General features: G+C 55.9%; 15 protein-coding genes. 3 read left to right on the top strand and 12 right to left on the bottom strand.

Going from position 1 to position 17,924, the window contains the following annotated elements:
* Nucleotides 1-95 precede the first annotated feature (95 nt).
* Entirely contained in the window at nt 96-1,658 is a 1,563-nt protein-coding gene (locus EWF95_RS03800) for a winged helix-turn-helix domain-containing protein (RefSeq protein ID WP_142442727.1), read from the top strand.
* 152 nt (nt 1,659-1,810) lie between these two features.
* On the opposite strand, the gene EWF95_RS03805 is transcribed toward EWF95_RS03800, so the two are convergent.
* From EWF95_RS03805 to EWF95_RS03840, 8 genes are all read right to left on the bottom strand, one after another.
* Nucleotides 1,811-3,604: a hypothetical protein gene (locus tag EWF95_RS03805; protein WP_142442728.1), complete on the bottom strand. Its 1,794-nt coding sequence runs from the start codon at nt 3,602-3,604 to the stop codon at nt 1,811-1,813.
* A 213-nt stretch (nt 3,605-3,817) separates the two neighbouring features.
* Nucleotides 3,818-4,582 (bottom strand): ABC transporter permease, encoded by a 765-nt coding sequence (locus tag EWF95_RS03810; protein ID WP_142442729.1) that lies wholly within the window; start codon nt 4,580-4,582, stop codon nt 3,818-3,820.
* The gene (locus EWF95_RS03815; protein WP_142442730.1) at nt 4,579-5,571 is read right to left on the bottom strand and encodes an ABC transporter ATP-binding protein; all 993 of its coding nucleotides are present in this window, start codon (nt 5,569-5,571) and stop codon (nt 4,579-4,581) included. Before EWF95_RS03815 ends, EWF95_RS03810 begins: the two co-directional genes overlap by 4 nt.
* Before the next feature lie 268 nt (nt 5,572-5,839).
* A complete protein-coding gene (locus EWF95_RS03820) occupies nt 5,840-6,157 on the bottom strand; it encodes a PadR family transcriptional regulator (protein ID WP_142442731.1) in 318 nt (105 codons plus the stop codon).
* A gap of 647 nt (nt 6,158-6,804) precedes the next feature.
* Nucleotides 6,805-7,728 (bottom strand): DUF368 domain-containing protein, encoded by a 924-nt coding sequence (locus EWF95_RS03825; protein WP_185911688.1) that lies wholly within the window; start codon nt 7,726-7,728, stop codon nt 6,805-6,807.
* A 62-nt stretch (nt 7,729-7,790) separates the two neighbouring features.
* The gene (locus EWF95_RS03830; RefSeq protein ID WP_142442733.1) at nt 7,791-8,306 is read right to left on the bottom strand and encodes a GtrA family protein; all 516 of its coding nucleotides are present in this window, start codon (nt 8,304-8,306) and stop codon (nt 7,791-7,793) included.
* Nucleotides 8,303-9,079: a glycosyltransferase gene (locus EWF95_RS03835; RefSeq protein ID WP_142442734.1), complete on the bottom strand. Its 777-nt coding sequence runs from the start codon at nt 9,077-9,079 to the stop codon at nt 8,303-8,305. The genes EWF95_RS03830 and EWF95_RS03835 overlap by 4 nt, the downstream gene beginning before the upstream one ends.
* Nucleotides 9,076-12,018, bottom strand: coding sequence for a glycosyltransferase (locus EWF95_RS03840; protein ID WP_185911689.1), 2,943 nt, complete (start codon nt 12,016-12,018; stop codon nt 9,076-9,078). Before EWF95_RS03840 ends, EWF95_RS03835 begins: the two co-directional genes overlap by 4 nt.
* A 741-nt stretch (nt 12,019-12,759) precedes the next feature.
* Here EWF95_RS03840 and EWF95_RS03845 point away from each other — a divergent pair.
* Nucleotides 12,760-14,118: a cellulase family glycosylhydrolase gene (locus EWF95_RS03845; RefSeq protein ID WP_142442736.1), complete on the top strand. Its 1,359-nt coding sequence runs from the start codon at nt 12,760-12,762 to the stop codon at nt 14,116-14,118.
* Here the strand turns inward: EWF95_RS03845 and EWF95_RS03850 are convergent.
* A complete protein-coding gene (locus tag EWF95_RS03850) occupies nt 14,102-14,815 on the bottom strand; it encodes a DUF7344 domain-containing protein (protein WP_142442737.1) in 714 nt (237 codons plus the stop codon). The two genes, EWF95_RS03845 and EWF95_RS03850, sit on opposite strands and share 17 nt — an antisense overlap.
* A 342-nt stretch (nt 14,816-15,157) precedes the next feature.
* Between EWF95_RS03850 and EWF95_RS03855 the strand changes: the two genes are divergently transcribed.
* Nucleotides 15,158-16,174: an aldo/keto reductase gene (locus EWF95_RS03855; protein WP_142442738.1), complete on the top strand. Its 1,017-nt coding sequence runs from the start codon at nt 15,158-15,160 to the stop codon at nt 16,172-16,174.
* 33 nt (nt 16,175-16,207) lie between these two features.
* Here the strand turns inward: EWF95_RS03855 and EWF95_RS03860 are convergent, their stop codons facing one another.
* From EWF95_RS03860 to EWF95_RS03870, 3 genes are all read right to left on the bottom strand, one after another.
* On the bottom strand, nt 16,208-16,447 hold the full coding sequence (locus EWF95_RS03860) for a SelT/SelW/SelH family protein (RefSeq protein WP_142442739.1): 240 nt from the start codon (nt 16,445-16,447) through the stop codon (nt 16,208-16,210).
* 84 nt (nt 16,448-16,531) lie between these two features.
* The gene (locus EWF95_RS03865) at nt 16,532-17,104 is read right to left on the bottom strand and encodes a response regulator (protein WP_185911690.1); all 573 of its coding nucleotides are present in this window, start codon (nt 17,102-17,104) and stop codon (nt 16,532-16,534) included.
* Nucleotides 17,105-17,232: 128 nt separating this feature from the next.
* Entirely contained in the window at nt 17,233-17,922 is a 690-nt protein-coding gene (locus EWF95_RS03870) for a DUF7546 family protein (RefSeq protein WP_142442741.1), read from the bottom strand.
* Between the last annotated feature and the right edge of the window lie 2 nt (nt 17,923-17,924).

Consider the following 17,924-nt stretch of genomic DNA (forward strand, 5'->3'; position numbering starts at 1 on the left):
CGTATGAACAGTGGAGTCGGCGGAGTGGGGGCCGCCACCGACGGACGTGACAGCCAGCCAACCAACACAGCTGCGACGCAGACGGAGGGTCGATGATGAAGAAACCGACCGACTCAGCGTCCTTCAGCGACACCGAATCGGCGGTACTCGAAGCCGCCCTCCGCAACCCGGAGGCGACAAACGCCGAGATCGCCGAGGAGACCGGCACGCGGATCCCGGCCGTCCGGGATATCCGCAACGAGTACGAGGATGAAGTCGAGCTGCCGGATGACGCCGCTGAGGCAGGCGACGCGGTCGAGATCGATGCCGACGCCGCGGATCTCAGCGACGCACAGCTCGCGGTACTGGAAGCGGCAGCCAGCGATCCGTCGGCGACAAACGCCGAGATCGCCGAGGAGACCGGCAAGCGGATCACATTCGTCCGCGATACCCGCAACGAGTACGAGGATCAGGTCGATGTCGGCGTCGAGCCCGAAACCGACGACGCCGACGACACTGCGGGAGGTAGCGACGAGGTTGAGCTCAGCGATCTCCAACAAGAGATCCTCGATCTTGTTGCCGCCGATCCGACGCTGACAAACGCCGAGGTCGCCGAGGAGACCGGCGCGCGTGTGACCCTGGTTCGGGACACCCGCGCCGAACACGGCGACGGCGGCTTTGAGTTCGGCGGCGAGCCAGCCGACGACGGGGGCGACGCCACCGATGGAGCCGACAGCGACAGCGGTGCCGACGGCGATCTCCAAGCGCGGATTCAGGAACTCGCCGAGGAGAACCCCGAGATGACCTACAGCGAGATCGCCGCGGAGGTCGGCGCGCGCGTCCCGCTCGTCAGGGATACGCTTGCCGACTACGACTACAGCAGCGGCGGCGGGATCGAAACCGCTGACGACGGCGAGCTGCCACCCGGTGTCGACGCCAGCATGCTGTCGGACACCGAGCAGGCGATCCTCGAACTCGCCCAGGATGATCCCGAGCTCACCAACGCCGAGATCGCCGCCAAAACCGGCACCCACGTGGCGATCGTCCGGGACACCCGCGCCGAACACGAGCCCGGGAAGTCGGCCGACTACGGTGGGCAGGGAACTATCGAAGAAGACGACGAGGACGATGACGATGCCGGCACGGTCAGTGCCAGCACGGACGACCGAGAGTGGGATCCCGGCGAGCCGAGCGACCTCCAGACGGAGATCCTCAGACTCGCCTTGGAGAACCCTGAACTCACCAACGCCGAGATCGCCGCCGAAACCGGCGCGCGCGTCCCGGTCGTTAGAGACACCCGCGCCGACTACGCCGATCTCGAGCTGTCGGAGCTCGACGACGACGCCGGCGAGGCGACGGGCGAGTCATCGATCGACGTCGGTCCCGGCGAGCCGACAGCGGTTCAGGAGTCGATTCTGGCTGCCGCCGCCGAGAATCCGGACGCAACCAACGCCGAGATCGCCGACGACCTCGGCGTTCGCGTCACCCTCGTTCGGGATACGCGACGAACCTACGAGGCCGGCGATGCCGACAGCGCGAGCGACACCGACAGCGACGCAGGCGACGAGGGAGCGGCGGAGACAGCCGCCGGGCCTGAAGCCGGCGTCTCGATGGGACGACTCGTCGCACTCGCGGCACTGGTGATTTTGATCATCGTTGTCCTGCTCAGCTTCAACTGACGACGACTGCTACGTCTCTTACTTTTACCGACGGTCGTGGAGCATTCGTCTCCGGGTTTCAGGAACTGCCGTGCAAGATGGAGGGCGCGTATATCGCACCGACTGACTACCGCCTCACCTGCAAATATATGTCGTGACATCTTCACTACTTATCAGGATGTGTTCACAACTCTAATATTATCGACTCTGAAGTAGGTGTTAGCGTGGTCTCCGGCATTACAATATGGAGATGGTTCGATACGGAACTCAATATCAACATCACCATCAACTGAAACCGTCTCGCTAATTGAGCCAGTTTCAGTTCCACCAGAGGTGTGATTGATTATAGACTCACTACCGCTTTCGCCGAATGAATCGTATATTTCTTCGCCATCTTCAATGACTATGACCTTACATTGTTCAAACCATTGCTCAGCCTCGACTTCGTAATCAAACGCAATTTCTATCTCGCCACTGGTTTCACCGATATTTGTACTGGCTGTGGCATTGTTACATTTGAAAACTCGAAGATTCATTTGCGTCGTATCTATGATTTCCACATCTGCATCGCCTTCGGCGTCGGTTTGCCAGCTTTCAATCTCTATTTCGGAACTAGTAGAATCTTCAATTGTCACACTTACTGGCTCACTGAGCTCAGTTGAAAGTCCATTTTCACCTACCGCTTCATCTAGATTTGCTGTGAATGTTCCATTGGAGGAAGCTTGATACGTAGCCTCATATGTGAAAGAACCTGAATTATTGTCCGCTCTGACGAAATCACCAGTGGTAAGAGTTGTTGATTCTGCACCAGAAATAAGCACTTCAATTGTATTCAGTTGCTTTGACGAATCGAAAGAAACACGAAGCTGTCGATTTCCTGTATTTGCGATACTGAACGCACTTATTGATGGTGCAGTTGGGTTATCTGTACCACTTGATTCATTTATTTGAACATTGTCGACTCTGAAGTAGGTGTTAGCGTGGTCTCCGGCATTACAATATGGAGATGGTTCGATACGGAACTCAATATCAACATCACCATCAACTGAAACCGTCTCGCTAATTGAGCCAGTTTCAGTTCCACCAGAGGTGTGATTGATTATAGACTCACTACCGCTTTCACCGAATGAATCGTATATTTCTTCGCCATCTTCAATGACTATGACCTTACATTGTTCAAACCATTGCTCAGCCTCGACTTCGTAATCAAACGCAATTTCTATCTCGCCATTGGTCTCGCCTAATTCTCTGGACGCAATAGCAGTATTACACTTATATACCCGTAGGTTGAGAGATTCAGTATCGACTACATCCACATTGGCATCCCCCTCAGCTCGGTATTCCCACTCAGCGGCTGAACCTTCTGATATCTCTGGTTCTTCCCCATCAACTTCTTCCTGATCAAGGTTAGCCTCAGAGGTGTTTTCCCCATCGACTTCTTCCTGGTCAAGGTTAGCCTCAGAAGAGTTTGGTACAGTTGTTTCGGTAGTGGTGGACTCTGGTGGAGAATATCGGTCAAGGGTAGCTGGTGTTTCTTTGCCAACATAGACTAGCCGAATCTGTTCATCAGTTTGAATGGGTGTTGCCCAATTGAGAATATCTGGACCAAGAACTGCAGTTGAACCTACAGTAATATCCTCATCTGGGCCAGCAGTTGTCGAACCCAATTCTGCCCACCGAGTTTCGTGCCCGTTTTTATGCCGAATCTGGAGGTTACCTGCGTTGATTTGGGCTCCTCCAGTGAATTCAATGGCCGCTTGTTGTGTCTCACTATCATATTCAAAAGTGAAACTGGCAGTATCGATATCTGGCGTTTCCGCATTTCCACCATCTTCATCAGGATTTTCTTCATCAGCCTCTGTTTCGATTGTTACACTGTCTGAACAGCCTGCAATTCCCACCATCGCTCCTGTTAGTCCTGCACCAAGGAATTCTCGTCGTAGTGACTTGAAATCAGTATCACGCATGATACTGTATGGCAGATTAGATTACTTATATTTAATTGAACATTTCACTAATAGGTGTAGTTATCCTGTGGGTCTACTGGTTTTGTTCTCTATATTCGGCACACCGCACATCCCAATATCACACTTCAGGTAGTTGTTTCACCAAACCAAACAAGACGTACATTTTTTATTCGGCTCGGCGACAGCAATTTTCAACCACAAGGTTCGATCGGTTTAGTCGGTTCGCGGGATCGCGTACGCGCCGGCGACAAAGAAGGCGACCGCAAGGGCTGCCACCACACCCAATTCAACTCCGTAGGGCTCGGTAATCGACGGCTCGTAGGTCAGCGCGCGAACGCCACGGGCGAAGTACGTCAGCGGCGAGAGCTCAACGAGCGGAGCGAACCACCCCGGGAGCAGCGCGAGCGGCACGAAGGTATCTGATAGGAAAAGTAGGGGAAAGGCGATCGTGTTGCTGGCGGCGATCACCCCGTCCTGTGTCGAGGAGAGCCGACCGAGGATCGCCCCAAAGCCACAGAACAGAACGACCGCACAGACGACGAATGGAACCAACAGCGCGAGGCGCGCGGTGAACGGGACGACCGCGCCGGTCAACGCGACGACCAACCCGAGGATCAACAGGCTGGCGAGCCCGATGATGGCGACGTTGACGAGCGTGTGAGCGATCAGCCACTCACCGCGGCCCAGCGGTGTCGTTGCCAGCTTTTCGAACCGGTTGTCGTCGCGGTGGCGGGCGATCTCACTGCCGACACGCGACAGCGGCGTGAACAGCACCACGGTCGCCAGATAGCCGGGGATGTAGTAGGCCGGCGGCTCGGCAAACAGGCCGCCGGCTGTTGGCTGGGTGCGGACGAGCGCGCCGAAGATCACCACGAGCAACACAGGGAAAAAGAACGTAAAGAAGACCGCTGTCCGGCGACGCAGGAAGGAGTGCCAAGCGGCGGTCGCCTCCGCCCGGATTCGGCGGATCCGACTCATTCCGCACCCTCCTGGGGCTCGGCGGTCGGCGTCACCGCGTTGGGCTCGGTCGTCGTCCCGGCCGGCACGCCACCGGTATCGAGACGCTCACCGCCGGCGAACTGCTCGCCGGTCAGCTGGAGATACACGTCCTCCAGACTGGGTTCAGCCCAGGTCAGCGAGCCGTAGTCGATACCGGCCGTCGACAACGCCGCGGCCGCATCGCCGATCTCGACCGGCGAAACACCGGTGACGACGACCGTCGTGTGGCTCGCGGTCGCAGCGAAGTCAGCCTCACGAAGGGCGTTGACGGCGGCTTCCGGCTGGTCGGTGTCGATGACGAGCCGGCTATCGCCGCCGTGAGCCTCAATCAGTTCTGTCGGTGTGCCGACGGCGACCAGCCGGCCGTCCTGAAGGAGGCCGACGCGGTCGGCGAGCCGCTGTACCTCCGTCATCGAGTGGCTTGTGAGGACGATCGTGGTGCCGCCGTCGGCCAGCTCCTCCAGCAGCGACCACAGCGACTGTCGGCCCGCGGGGTCGATGCCGGTCGTCGGCTCGTCGAGAAACAGCAGGTCGGGGTCGTTGACCAGCGCGATCCCGACGCAGACCCGGCGTTGCTGGCCACCGGAGAGCGTCTCATACCAGCTGTCGGCCGCATCGGTCAGCCCGACGGCCGCAAGCACCTCCTCAGTCGACCGGGCTGTCTCGTAGAGCCCGCCGTAGTAGTCGATGAGCTCGCGGGCGGTGAGCCGAGCCGGCGGCGAAAACGATTGGGGGAGCAGCCCGATCCGGTCGGCGTCGACAGCGGTCGGGGCCGCGCCGCGGACGGTGATCTCGCCGTCAACGGGTGTGGTTCCGGTGAGCGCGCGGACGAGCGTCGTTTTGCCCGCGCCGTTGGGGCCGATCAGCCCGAAGACCTCGCCGTCGGCGACCGAGAGATCGACGCCGTCCAAGGCGACCGTCTCGCCGTAGCGTTTGCTGACACCGGCGGCGACAACAGCCTCGTTCATAGCCGTACTGGGTGGGGTTTCGGCCTAAGGATTCCGTTTCGGTGGTCGGGATGCAACCAAGGCGATTTTCGACCCCAACAGCTAATATGGGGGAATCACAAATATGTCTATATGGCCGGGGGGCTATGGGGGGGCAGTAGCAACACCTGTCGATGTGACAGGGGCTATCTGTCGACGGTTGCGCTCGTAATGATGTTCGTCATCTGTGTGGCGATCAGCCTGACAACAGGAATGGCTGTGTTCCTATAATGGTCGACAGTATCGTTGGTTATGACTGTCGTATACAGGTGTCAGTCATTCGATCATTGAGGTAGCCGTCTTCCCACTCTCGACGGTGTTGGAGCACGGTGAGCCCTGCTTCGGTTATCGCATAGTAGTTTGTGCGCTGATCTTTCGATCCTTTTTCGATGAGCGACCGCTCAGCAAGGATATCGAGATTGGTATACAGCTGTCCGTGTCCGACATTGATCCACTGTTCTAACTCACGACAGATTGTCTGTCCAGACGGTTTGTGATGGCCTGCGATGATGTACAGCAGGTCACGCTGAAACCCGGAGAGGTTGAATGCGTGTTGTTTGGGCTCCATGGCAACGAAACGTACAGACTGCAACGAATGTAGTTATAACACACCTGAAATAAGACAATCAATGCCTGTGAGCAGTCTATCATACAAGCTACACTGAGATACACAGTAGATCCGGCCGAAACCGAGGAGCGTATTAGCAGCCAGGACGTGACAAACGGCAATACAATCGATGTATTCCCGAAACCACGCCATAGTCTCAGCGATAGTGGCACTTCCCGTCGCTGTCGGCGCGCCATCCGGACACAGGATCGCACTCTGGGTTGCCATGGTTGTTGTCGGTGTCGGAATTGACGCCGATCATTTCCTTGTCGCACGCCTCAATCGTGGCGATTGGAAGAATGTCCGACGGTGTCTACAAGAGCCCTCGTTGCTACTACGGGGCCAAACCTCGATATTCGATTGGGGCGATCTGTGGCGCGATCAGCGGTTGCTGAGTCATCTGCTCATCGGGGGTGTGCTCGTGGCTGGGATCTGGCCGCTGCACCGATACTGGGCGTTCGGGATAGCGGTGACAGTGTATACACACCTCGTTGCGGATCTGTACTCGGATATGCAAACGAGAACGGCGTATTTGGCCGGCGAGACGTAACCGATAGGAAAAAACGGTGCTGTCGCCGGACACAGTCGGCACGGGTAGCCGACGGCTGTTACGACGAGACGGTTGACGACGGCTGTGGTGATGTAACACCACCAGCCAGCTGGTCGATAGCGATGACGACCACAGCACCGACAACTGCAGAGCCAACAAACAATCCACCAATGGTAGGTGTCCACCACTGAACACTGCCGCCAAGCGCAAGCTCTGTCTGTTCGATCGGGGCACGAAGCGCGCCGACGATGAGGCTGATCAGGAACGCAGTCGTCGCCTCACGATAGGAATCAAGTGCCCAGCGAATGGTGTGTGCAACGGTAACAAGTCCAACAACGCCACCGCTTAGAAAGACGGTGATCGGGACACCCGGCTCGACGAGGACAGCACGCTGTCCGGTGACAATCGCACCAAGCGCGTCAGTGAACGCCGTGAGTGTGCGTGACAGGTATTCGTACTGCCCAAGCATGATCAATAGAAGCGATCCGGAAACACCCGGTAGCACCATCGCGCTGATCGCAACTGCTCCGGCCACAAATACGAGCGGAAGCGTCGGTTGGGTGACTGTCGCTGCGTATCCCGAAAGACTGAACGCGATCAGTACACCTGTTATCGCGGCAGTTTTTTCTCCACGCGTCGAAAGCGAGATCTCACTGTAGAGCACGAAAGCCGATGCAGCGATCAGGCCAAAAAAGAAGCCATAGGTTGCCACAGGAGCACTCGAAAGCAGCACGGTCAACACGCGGAGGATTGTAACAACAGCAGTACCCACCCCTGCGCCAAGCGCAATGAGGAATCCGATATCGATCTCTCGGAGTGCGGCAACAGCATCGGATCGTTGTTCCGAGCGGAAGCCGGAGACGATACGACGAAGTCGACGAGGATCGATAGCAGTGAGGGCACTGATCAATCGCTGATAAATTCCGGTAATGAGGGCGATCGTTCCACCGGAAACACCTGGAACAGCATCAGCGGCACCCATACAGAGCCCCCGGAGATAAATACCGGCGAGGTCACGGAATGTGGTTGTTTGTGAGATCATGATTAGTCTGCTGAGCTCGGCTTCTCGTTTGCCGTCGAAGTGGTGCCATCGATATCCCAGGTAAACAGCCCCTCAAATACGTAGTTGATCACGGTGGCAATACCGATCGAGACAAGACTGGCAAGAAGGAACCAAACATCTAGCCCGCCGATCGCAACCTGAATAGCATACGGGCCGGTCAGTGCCCAGAAGAAAGCGAGTTGAATGGCGACACCGCCGGATCGAACAAGATGGGATTTGCCAAGTCGGGCGAGCAGCGGTCGCCAGCCGTTGCTCCCGTAGCTTGTAAACGTCCATCGCTCGTTGAGGAGGAACATCAGAACAACAGCAACCTCAATGCCAGCAGCTTTTCCCCACAACTCTGAGACACCAACCAACAGTGTCGCGGCTGCCAGTACGAGCGTGTCGGCGACAGCACCGATAGCACCGACCGAAACAAACTGACCGAACTGCGCGCCCGAAACCAGTGGTTGCACTCGTTCCGGCAGCCACCTGGTGAGTCGTTGACGGACGGTCATAGCTCGCTCACCTCCTCGATCAGCGGCGTCGGCTGTGTCGTTCGAGCAGCGATCACGGAATGAAACCGTTCATCGGTAAGCTGTTTCGCACGGTGTCGGGAGGTCAGCAATGCACGGAACATTCGTGCCGCATCAGCAACGGGATCAACAGTTGATCCGGGGCGATCCTCCCACTGGACTGGAACCTCAGTGATCGACAAATCAAGCGCACCGACCATTGCGATCAGTTCGACATCCCACGCAAAGCCCGGCTCATAGAGATGCTCATGAACCTGATTCCACGCGTGGGCATCGATTGCCTTCGCCCCACACTGGTAGTCATGCAGGGTGACCGGCAACAACGAGCCAGCCAGCCAGCTGAAGCCATCTCCGAGGAACTGTCGAAGCCTCGATTGCTCATCTTCGATCTCGGCATCAGGGTGTCGGCGCGAGCCGACCGCAAGTGCGGCTCGGTGCTGCCGAACCGGTTCAACGATATCGGCCAGCGAATCGACCGGTGTTGAACCGTCGGCGTCCGCAAACATATAGAGATCGGTTTCCAGCGTTTCGAAACCGGCGGTGATCGCTGTTCCCTTTCCACGGCGGTGCGACACCGTCTCAACAGTCACCGGAAGCGAGCGTAGTGCCAGTGCGGTCTCAGGTTCCGGTGCATCAAGTTCAACCAAGATTGTCGCTGGATCGAGACGGTTGTTGATCTGTTCGATATATCGATCAAGTAGCTCAATATCGGGCTGGTAGGCCGGGATCACGATCCCAAGTGTACGCTCGGTCATGGGGCCACCTCCGTGGCATTACCATCGGTTGGAGTCGGGTCGTACTCGATCAGCTCGAGTCGACCGATGGATTCGTTATTAACCGGCTCGTACCCCTCCGGCATTGACCACTGTAGCTCATCCCGACCGGGACCGCGCGTCCGTACAATCGCCCAGAGGTTGTCTGGATCATGGCTATCGATGCGGTTTTCGAGACTCTGAGGATGATAGATCGAAATCGGATCTTCACTTTCTAGATCTGAGTTATATCGGATTGTATCGACAGAAGAGTTCGAACTGAGATGGTAGTCCGTGGCGTTCTTTGTGAATTCCGGAACCATCACAACGAGCGTATCGTCACCTTCGTTTTCGACAACTGACGCCGCTTCATCCCAGTCTTCCGCATGATCGGCTCCGTAAAACACCGGAAGCATCAACACTGCCGAGAAGAGAACCACGGCCAGAGCGGCAACCCGAATAGACGAAGCGTCGATATCACTAATTGATTTGGCAACGAGGAGGAATATTGGAGCGAGGCCAACAATAACATACCGGATATCGAAAAACGGGAACACGGTCGCAGAGATCAAAAACGGAACCCCCACGAGTGCAACGAGAAGTATCCCAGACAACAAGGCAGGGCGAACGTCTTGATCCGACTGCCACTCACTATAGATTTGCCACAACAGGACACCAAAAATAGATATAACGGATACCTGAGCGATGATCGCGGTGAAGGACGTAATATTGATCGTTGGATAATTAACTGGGATTCCAATGTAAGCGAAGGCAACGTTTCTCAGATCCTCGAGTCCGGCCGTCGACAACCAGCGTGTCTCGGCTTTACTCCCGATTAGGTACCGCTCGAAAGCCACAAGCCCGAGCCACGGGACGAACGGACCGACCGCCAGTGTCTCCGTACCGAGCCATCGCTTGACACGCTGTCGGTCTTTAGTTTTGACCAGCCACACGCTAAGGTGGAACATTTGACCCAACAAAACGAACGAGCCGTACGGATGGGTCAGCAGCATACACAGAGTCGTGAACACGTAGCCGAACCGGTTGTCAAGACTGTGGTCACGCAGACAGCGCGTGTAAAACAGGATAGACATCACGCCGAAGAAAAACAACATCGAGTACATCCGTGCGGTCTGGGAATACTGGATGTGAAACGTCGAGAGGCTCACCAGCAACGCGGCGATGAGCCCGGTTCGCCGGTTATACAGTTCGTACCCAAGCAGATAGACTCCGGCGATCGACGCGATTCCAAACAGGAGCGACAGCGACCGAGCGGCAAGCGGTGACTTCCCGAACAAGAGCATCCAGGTGTGCAATGCGAGATAGTACAGCGGCGGATGAGGATCAGCGATCGTTGTGATAATCTCAAGGAAGCCCATTGAACCTCGTTCGGTAACTGAATACACTTCGTCGAGCCACATGCTCCGATTGAGGCGCGGGAGACGAAGCAGGAATGCTAACAGGAGGATCGGCCACAACCACAGATGTTGTGTCGCTTTTGCACGAACCGAGCTAGCAAGGGAGTCGGTCTCCTCGGGGTTCTGTTTTAATGACTCCAACTGTCCACTTCTTTCGTGGACGGTTTTCTCCCATCCGAGGTCACCGACAGCGAGCTGTTTGAACGCTCGAATGTCTGCAGCCCACTGTAGTACCCAGTAGGCCGGCGCTGTGGCGGCGACAAACAGGGCCCGTGACAGCTTGTGTATCGGTGGCTTTCGAGATGTAAGCCAGTATCCGACTGCAAATGACGCTACGCTGACAAACAGGAATATGAGGCCAAACCAGAGGATCGCGTTGACGATTGCGTTCGACGGGACGAACCCCAACGCGCTCCCCACACCAATGAGCAACAACAAACCAGTGACGTTCAGCGGGCCGGCATGCGGGAGGAACGATTGCCACAGCAGGTGCCCGCGCTGCCGGGGCGACTCACCGGCCCTATGTTTGAAGAAATCGAGGAAGGTGAAGACCTTGCCTTTCTGCCAGCGGGTGCGCTGTTTCAGCCAGTTTTCGAGTGTCCGAGGTGATTCCTCTTTCGTGACCGAATCGATGATGCCGAACCGGGAATCGGTACACCATAGTTGTAGTCCGAGTTCGAAATCCTCGGTAACGTTGGTCGGATCCCACGGCGTGATCCCTGAAAGCCCGTGCTCAGAGAGCCACGACGCATCATCCGGATCCCACGGATCGCCTTTCCGTGCAGTCCGCTTATCAGAGATCGATTCCAAGATATCCCGGCGGAAGAAACACGTCGTCCCGCTGAGGGGGATCGGAAAGCCGAGTCGCTTGAACGCCGGGAGGATAAATCGGTACCAGTAGCCGTATTCCGCACGGAAGAGGAGATTCTTCCAGCCATCCTCCTCGTTGACCATGTCGACCATCCCCTGAACGTAGTCACACTGCTCGGCGACGATGGCCTTCGACACGCGATCAAAGAGGTTCTCGCTGACAACGTTTTCTGCGTCGACGATGCCAACGATATCGCCATCAGTCTGTTCAAACCCGTAATTGAGTGCCCGTGGCTTGTTTGGACTGCCTGGGTACTCCTCAGGTACAACAACCAGATCAAGCTCGATCTCGGTGGCAAGCTCTTTCACGCGGGCAATCGTCGCATCATCGTCCGGTTCAAGCAGAACCGTCAGTGAGAGCTTCTCTTGTGGGTACGCCGTGTTCCTGATCGATTTGATCGACTGATGGATCACGTCGGCCTCGTCGTAAGCCGGAACAAACACATCGATCTCCGGGTATGTGACCGCCTCAGAGAAATCGATGGAATCGGTTCCGACGAAGGAAACCTCAGTGTTTGGCTCACCGGTGACAACTCGTTCAACGCCCGCCCGCGCAACGGGGTAATAGTTGTAGAGATTCATCACCAGCCACGCGATCCCGTAGAAGACCGCAACAGCGGTGAGAACGGTAACCGGGGTGATCGCGCTCAACATCGGCGACCCCCTATGTGCGATGTGGGTTGGAGCTGCGATCTGCTCTCGGTCGTCGCTGTAATATGGCTGTGTCTGTCCAGGTAACTGCGGACAGGTAACGATCTCTGGGAGAGGGGTGTGTCGGTGAGACAGCCCCACCAATCCATCATGATCGTTCCTGTTGAACCTTGTTTTTCTGACATACTTCGGCAAATGCCAATGAGAGAGTGGGGTATAGTTATGAAATACAAGAATTAATCAAAATCCGCCATAATCTAATAAGATGTGCCCTGAAATGAAAAATTAAGTTTAGAATTAACTCTATTTCTGGATTTATAGTTTAGTATATGAACAAACTATAGCAGTGAATGGGGAGTACTGCACGGAAGCGAGTATATGCCCACATACTCAGTTGTGAGATCGCCGAAAAGAGGACACATGGTGCTATCACCACTTATTGGCCGAGAAAGAGAAGCGAAAAGGCGATTTTTCAACTGTACCGTGTCGAATGAAGTGGCTTCAATAATTCAGACAGTACCTGAGCGCACGTACAGTGGCCGTTGTAGTACACATATTATGAATGTTTGAATTTTATACACATCTATTATTTTTGATTTATCCGCTTATTTTACGTATTCTACCTATTTGTTTTTATTTTGGTGACCCAAGTTTGATTTATTTTTGTATACACACTCATAATTTAGATACCTTGAATAGAATTTTTGGCCAAACGTTTACTTATTTCGGTTTATATAATTAGTTATGGGCAAAAAGAGGCGTGCCATACTTCACGGGCTCGGGGGGGTTGCAGGTGGGCTAGCAACAATAGGCACGGTCGGCGCGGACGAAGAGATCGAAACGTGGGCACCGGATGCGGTATACAGGAACGGAGATCAGGTCAGATACAACGGCTACGAATGGCAAGCGGAGTGGTACACGCAAGGAGAAAGGCCAAGTGACACAGTGGCTGTTTGGAACCGGATCGGGAAGCTTGCCGAGACCGAAAACTACCCACGCTGGAGCCCGGATGGAATCTATCGAGCCGGGACTCGGGTCATCTATCAGGATGCTATCTGGGAATCAAGCTGGTGGAATGAAAACGAGTCGCCGGCGGTCGACACATCAGGGCCGTGGAAACAGATTCGAACGGTCGACAGTCAAAAACCATCCGAGCAAGAAAATGGTGATATGTCACAAACACCGGTTGAAACACACGGACAACTACAGGTCATCGATACAGAACTGTGCAATGAAGATGGAACACCGGTTCAGCTCGGTGGGATGAGTACCCATGGGATACAGTGGTTCGGTTGGGAAGAGTTTCTCACCCCTGAGGCACTTGATGCTCTAAGGAACGACTGGAACGCAGATCTCTGTCGGGTTGCAATGTATGTGCAGGAAGGCGGATATAAGACGGATCCAGAAGGATTTACAGCTGAGGTGAACCGGATTGTCGAGGCGATCACCGACCGAGAAATGTACGCGATAATCGACTTTCATATCCTTGATCCAGGAGATCCACTCCAAAATCTGGAGAACGCAAAAACATTTTTCGACGCGGTCGCCGCGGAACACGCCGAGAAAGACAACATCATCTTCGAGATCTGCAACGAACCGAACGACGTAGGCTGGGAATCGATTAAACAGTACGCTGAGACGGTCATCCCCGTAATCCGGAACCACGATCCTGAAAGCCCGATCGTCGTCGGGACACGCGGGTGGTCTTCGCTTGGTTTCGCGGACATCGGCTCGGCAGGACCGCAGGAAATCATTGATAACCCTGTCGACGGCGACAACATACTGTACGCATATCATTTCTACGCGGCGACCCACGGACGGTGGGAACGCGAGCAACTCGATACCGCAGCCGATGCTCTGCCGATCTTCGTCACTGAATGCGGAACGACCGAGGCGAGCGGTGAGGGAGAAACGGATATCGAAAGCACCCGAAAATTTCTGCGGGTGCTGCGAGATAACAATATTAGTTGGGCGTTTTGGAGTTACTCAGATGATTGGCGCGCATCCGGAATCTGGACAGAGGCGGTTGAGGACGGTAACTGGACAAAACAGAATCTCACGGAGAACGGCAAATGGATGCGATCGGTTATTCGTGAGCACTGAATAACGATCGGTTGATTGAGACCAGCGTATCGAGATCGACTTCGGTTTTGTATGCGTGGATACACGCCAGTATAAAGAAGAGACTGACAACGGTACCAAACCAAGCAGTCATCGGAACCAACCGTATTGGCCAAATGTTGGCTGTGGCTGTACCGACCACTCCAATCGACGTAAGCGAGAGCAGAGCGTAGTACTGATGCCATGGTCGTTCACCACCGTCGGGAGATCCGGAGTCAAGATCAACATCAGCCAACAGTGGGGTAGGTTCAATCAGGCTGGATGGTTTCTCAAACCGGATGAGTCCTACATTATCCATTTTGGGGAGATGAACCTGTTGTAGTGAGGTGTAAACCCGCTTCCGTTCAGCACGCGTGACCTCAGCCATTGGTTTGTCGGTCTCCCATGCGGCAATCTGGGTTGCCAGCGTTCCGATTTCGACTGGTTGGGTCATATGTTTGAGGAAATAGACGACGTGTCGACGACGGCGGTTTGAGAGGACATCAAAGAGCTCGTCGATGAGGGAGGATTTGATATCCGAAAGCGCGGAATCAACACCATTCGGTGAAAGCCCTTCCTGAGTAGGCGAAGAGGCAGACAAATCATCCGCATGAAACCCATTCAAATCTGGTGGCGAGATGGGTTGTTCAGTTCCAGTTTGATTCGATCCAGGTTGAGGGTTGTCTATCTTGTGTACCATTTTGATTCAGCTAAGTCACAATAACTGAGTTAGTATAAACGCCTGTGGTATTTTATCTATCTATTGTTATTTTTAATGAATTTCAAAGAGTTTGTTCAAACAAGTAGGCACCGATTAGGATATTCAGTTTGTTGACCCAATATCGTTTCAGAACCCGAATTGTTTCTCCACAGGGCTATTTGATTCAAAATGAGAATTTTTGTTCGTAAAAAGTAATTTCGTATAGAATGTGTATTCTACTCATTATATTTCATTTTCTGTAATCTCAAATATCAAAATAGGATAATAGGTTGAAACTATGTAGGTATATTTTACTCAGACCATCATAGAGTATCGAACACAATGAACTATCGACAGCTCGGCGCGACGGGAACGCGCGTCTCTGAACTTTGTTTCGGCACCTGGCGGTTTGGCCGCCGAACCAACGACGTACTGGAAACCGACGAGGACGACGCCCACGAACTGCTGGATGCCTTCGCCGACCACGGCGGCAATTTTATCGATAGCGCGAACATCTACGGCGACCCCAACGGCACTAGCGAATCCTACATCGGGAGTTGGCTCCAAAACCGCGACCGCGAAAAGTACGTCCTTACCTCGAAGGTGTACTTCGAGTACGATGAAGACAACCCCAACGGCTCGGGGCTCTCGCGGACACACATCCGCAATCAGATCGACAAGACCCTTGACAATCTTGGGACAGATTACCTCGACCTCTACTACATTCACCGCTGGGACGAGGATACCCCGATCGAGGAGACGCTGTCAGCACTGACCGGGCTCGTCGAGGACGGCCGGGTGAACTACCTCGGCGCGTCGACGATGGCGGCCTGGCAGCTCACGAAGGCCCTCTGGAAAGCCGATCTCAACGACTACCAGCGGTTCGATGTTGTCCAGCCGCTGTTCCACGCGGGCTACTACAAAGACGTGGAAGACTACCTCTCGGTGGCAGCCGATCAAGATCTCGCCGTCTGTCCGTACTCGCCGCTGGCCGGCGGCTTCCTCACCGGGAAATACACCCGCGCAGATCCCGACGATCCGACCGCTGTTGAGGCACCTGACGGCTCGCGGGCCAGCTTCGACGACCGCTTCGAGCGGTTTTATCTCTCCGAGCGCGGCTGGAAGGTACTCGACGAAATTCGGGCGGTCGCCGACGAGGTCGACGCCACACCAGCCCAGGTCTCGCTGCGCTGGCTGATGGATCAGGATGCGTTCACCTGCGTGCCGATCATCGGTGCGCGGACGGTCGACCAACTGGAGGAAAACGTCGCTGCCGCTGAGGTGTCGATCACCGACGACCAACACGACCGCATCACCGACGCCCGGTTCAACGAGGACGGCGTGCGGTGGGGCCACTAAGCGGATCTGCTACCCAGGTGAGTAGTGAGGTAATTAGCGGGCAGCGACGTGGGAGCGAACCTGACGAACGATATCGTCGACATCGAAATCGTCGTCGGCTTTGTCGAAGACGATCTCGTCGTCGACACGGACGACAAAGACGCCGTGGTCGCCCATCACCAGCGAGACGCGCTCAAGCTGGTCGGCAAACTGCCGACAGATCGCCTCTTCGACGGTGAGTGCGCGGTCAAGAAAGCCACACGGAACGCAGTATTCGATCTCGATCGTCGACATACGGGTGAGACGAACGGCGACTGCAAAAGCTGTGGGATGGGGTTGCGAAAGCTGTCGGATACTATTGGAACAACGAGTCGTCGGCTACTCGCTTTCGTGGATCCCGCGGAAGGCGTCCCGAAGCTCGTTGTCGGGGAACTGCTCAAGGATCTCGTTCATCTCGGTTTCCAGCTCGTCGATCCGCCCTTCGAGCTCGTCGAACCGCTCGTCGTCGATCTCGGTCGGGGAGAACTCCGCGGTCAGCGTGGCGTACTTCTTGCGGGTCTCGTAGTATTCGGAGACTAACTCCTCGTAGTCGTCGATGAGGAATGCCTGCTCGACGGCGGTCAGCAGCTCCTCCTTGGAGACAGGTTTGGTAAGATAGCCAGCAAGCGGCATATCGATGATGTCGAGATCCGGGTCGACAGCGGTCACCATGATCACCTGACAGTCGGATTCCCAGTCGTCGATATGCTCAAGCAGCTCGTCACCCGACATCCCCGGCATCCGACGATCGAGCAGGACAAGATCGATATCCGAGGTAAGTTCAACCAACGCCTCGCCGCCGGTGAACGCCACCCGCGCCTCGTAGTCATCCTGCAGGTGATGGGCGTGCAGTGCGGCGAGGGATTGTTCGTCCTCGACGATGAGGATCGTTCGCTCACGCTCGGAATCCATTATCGGGCGTTCGACACCACACATCAAAACTATTTCGCACACGAAAGCTGGTCGGCGGCCGCGCAACCGTGGGGGAAACCCGATTTCGACACCTGCGTCGACGTCGACCGGCGAGCAACAGGGCTCGCTCACGCCGATCGCCATCGCTGCAGCCACGGCAACACAGTCGGCCGCCAGTAAAGCAGGCCAGCGGTCAACAGAAACACGGCTGTCGACAGGCCGTAGGAGACCTGCAACGCCGAGGTGACAAGCAGCGAGCCACCGCCGGTGATCGCCGACACAACCGAGGCGAGAATCGGCCACGAACAGGAGACACAGGAAAACAACCCGATCAGCCCGGCGGCCGCCGAGCCGGCCGCATCGATGACGGTCACATAGACCAGATACGCGAGGGCGGCATAGCCAACGAGATAGTTCGGCATCAGCGTGATCGTGATCCACTCGCCGCTGTACAGCAGGGCTGGCCCATACCCCGGCGGCAGCGGGGCGATCCGCAGCCCGGTCGCCGCCTCGCCGATCCCGACGGTGACGAGCCCGCCGGCGACCGCCAGCAGCGCGAAGTAGCCGCCGGCGACCGCCAGCGCGCGGCGACGAACCCGATCGGCGACCGTCGCCGTCGGGCGGCTGTTGACGACGACCCACACGCTCACGTTGAGCCAGAGGGCGGCGTAGGCAACGAGGCGAATCGAGGCGAAGCTGGCGGCCGTTAGGAGTACATAGAAAACAGCGGCCAGCAGTTGGCTGTTCAGAAACAACGCCCAGTAGAGCCGGCGACCGGTCGGCACAGGGATCGAGAGCCCGCCGGTCGGCTCAGCCATCG

This window comes from Halonotius roseus, from assembly GCF_006861655.1.
GTDB lineage: Archaea > Halobacteriota > Halobacteria > Halobacteriales > Haloferacaceae > Halonotius > Halonotius roseus.

Excerpts from the sequence above, each read along its gene's own strand:
- EWF95_RS03835 (WP_142442734.1), bottom strand. The coding sequence starts at position 9,079 with ATGACCGAGCGTACACTTGGGATCGTGATCCCGGCCTACCAGCCCGAT.
- EWF95_RS03810 (WP_142442729.1), bottom strand. The coding sequence starts at position 4,582 with ATGAGTCGGATCCGCCGAATCCGGGCGGAGGCGACCGCCGCTTGGCAC.
- EWF95_RS03865 (WP_185911690.1), bottom strand. The coding sequence starts at position 17,104 with ATGGATTCCGAGCGTGAGCGAACGATCCTCATCGTCGAGGACGAACAA.
- EWF95_RS03820 (WP_142442731.1), bottom strand. The coding sequence starts at position 6,157 with ATGGAGCCCAAACAACACGCATTCAACCTCTCCGGGTTTCAGCGTGAC.
- EWF95_RS03800 (WP_142442727.1), top strand. The coding sequence starts at position 96 with ATGAAGAAACCGACCGACTCAGCGTCCTTCAGCGACACCGAATCGGCG.
- EWF95_RS03855 (WP_142442738.1), top strand. The coding sequence starts at position 15,158 with ATGAACTATCGACAGCTCGGCGCGACGGGAACGCGCGTCTCTGAACTT.
- EWF95_RS03850 (WP_142442737.1), bottom strand. The coding sequence starts at position 14,815 with ATGGTACACAAGATAGACAACCCTCAACCTGGATCGAATCAAACTGGA.
- EWF95_RS03830 (WP_142442733.1), bottom strand. The coding sequence starts at position 8,306 with ATGACCGTCCGTCAACGACTCACCAGGTGGCTGCCGGAACGAGTGCAA.
- EWF95_RS03825 (WP_185911688.1), bottom strand. The coding sequence starts at position 7,728 with ATGGGTGCCGCTGATGCTGTTCCAGGTGTTTCCGGTGGAACGATCGCC.
- EWF95_RS03815 (WP_142442730.1), bottom strand. The coding sequence starts at position 5,571 with ATGAACGAGGCTGTTGTCGCCGCCGGTGTCAGCAAACGCTACGGCGAG.
- EWF95_RS03845 (WP_142442736.1), top strand. The coding sequence starts at position 12,760 with ATGGGCAAAAAGAGGCGTGCCATACTTCACGGGCTCGGGGGGGTTGCA.
- EWF95_RS03840 (WP_185911689.1), bottom strand. The coding sequence starts at position 12,018 with ATGTTGAGCGCGATCACCCCGGTTACCGTTCTCACCGCTGTTGCGGTC.
- EWF95_RS03805 (WP_142442728.1), bottom strand. The coding sequence starts at position 3,604 with ATGCGTGATACTGATTTCAAGTCACTACGACGAGAATTCCTTGGTGCA.
- EWF95_RS03860 (WP_142442739.1), bottom strand. The coding sequence starts at position 16,447 with ATGTCGACGATCGAGATCGAATACTGCGTTCCGTGTGGCTTTCTTGAC.
- EWF95_RS03870 (WP_142442741.1), bottom strand. The coding sequence starts at position 17,922 with ATGGCTGAGCCGACCGGCGGGCTCTCGATCCCTGTGCCGACCGGTCGC.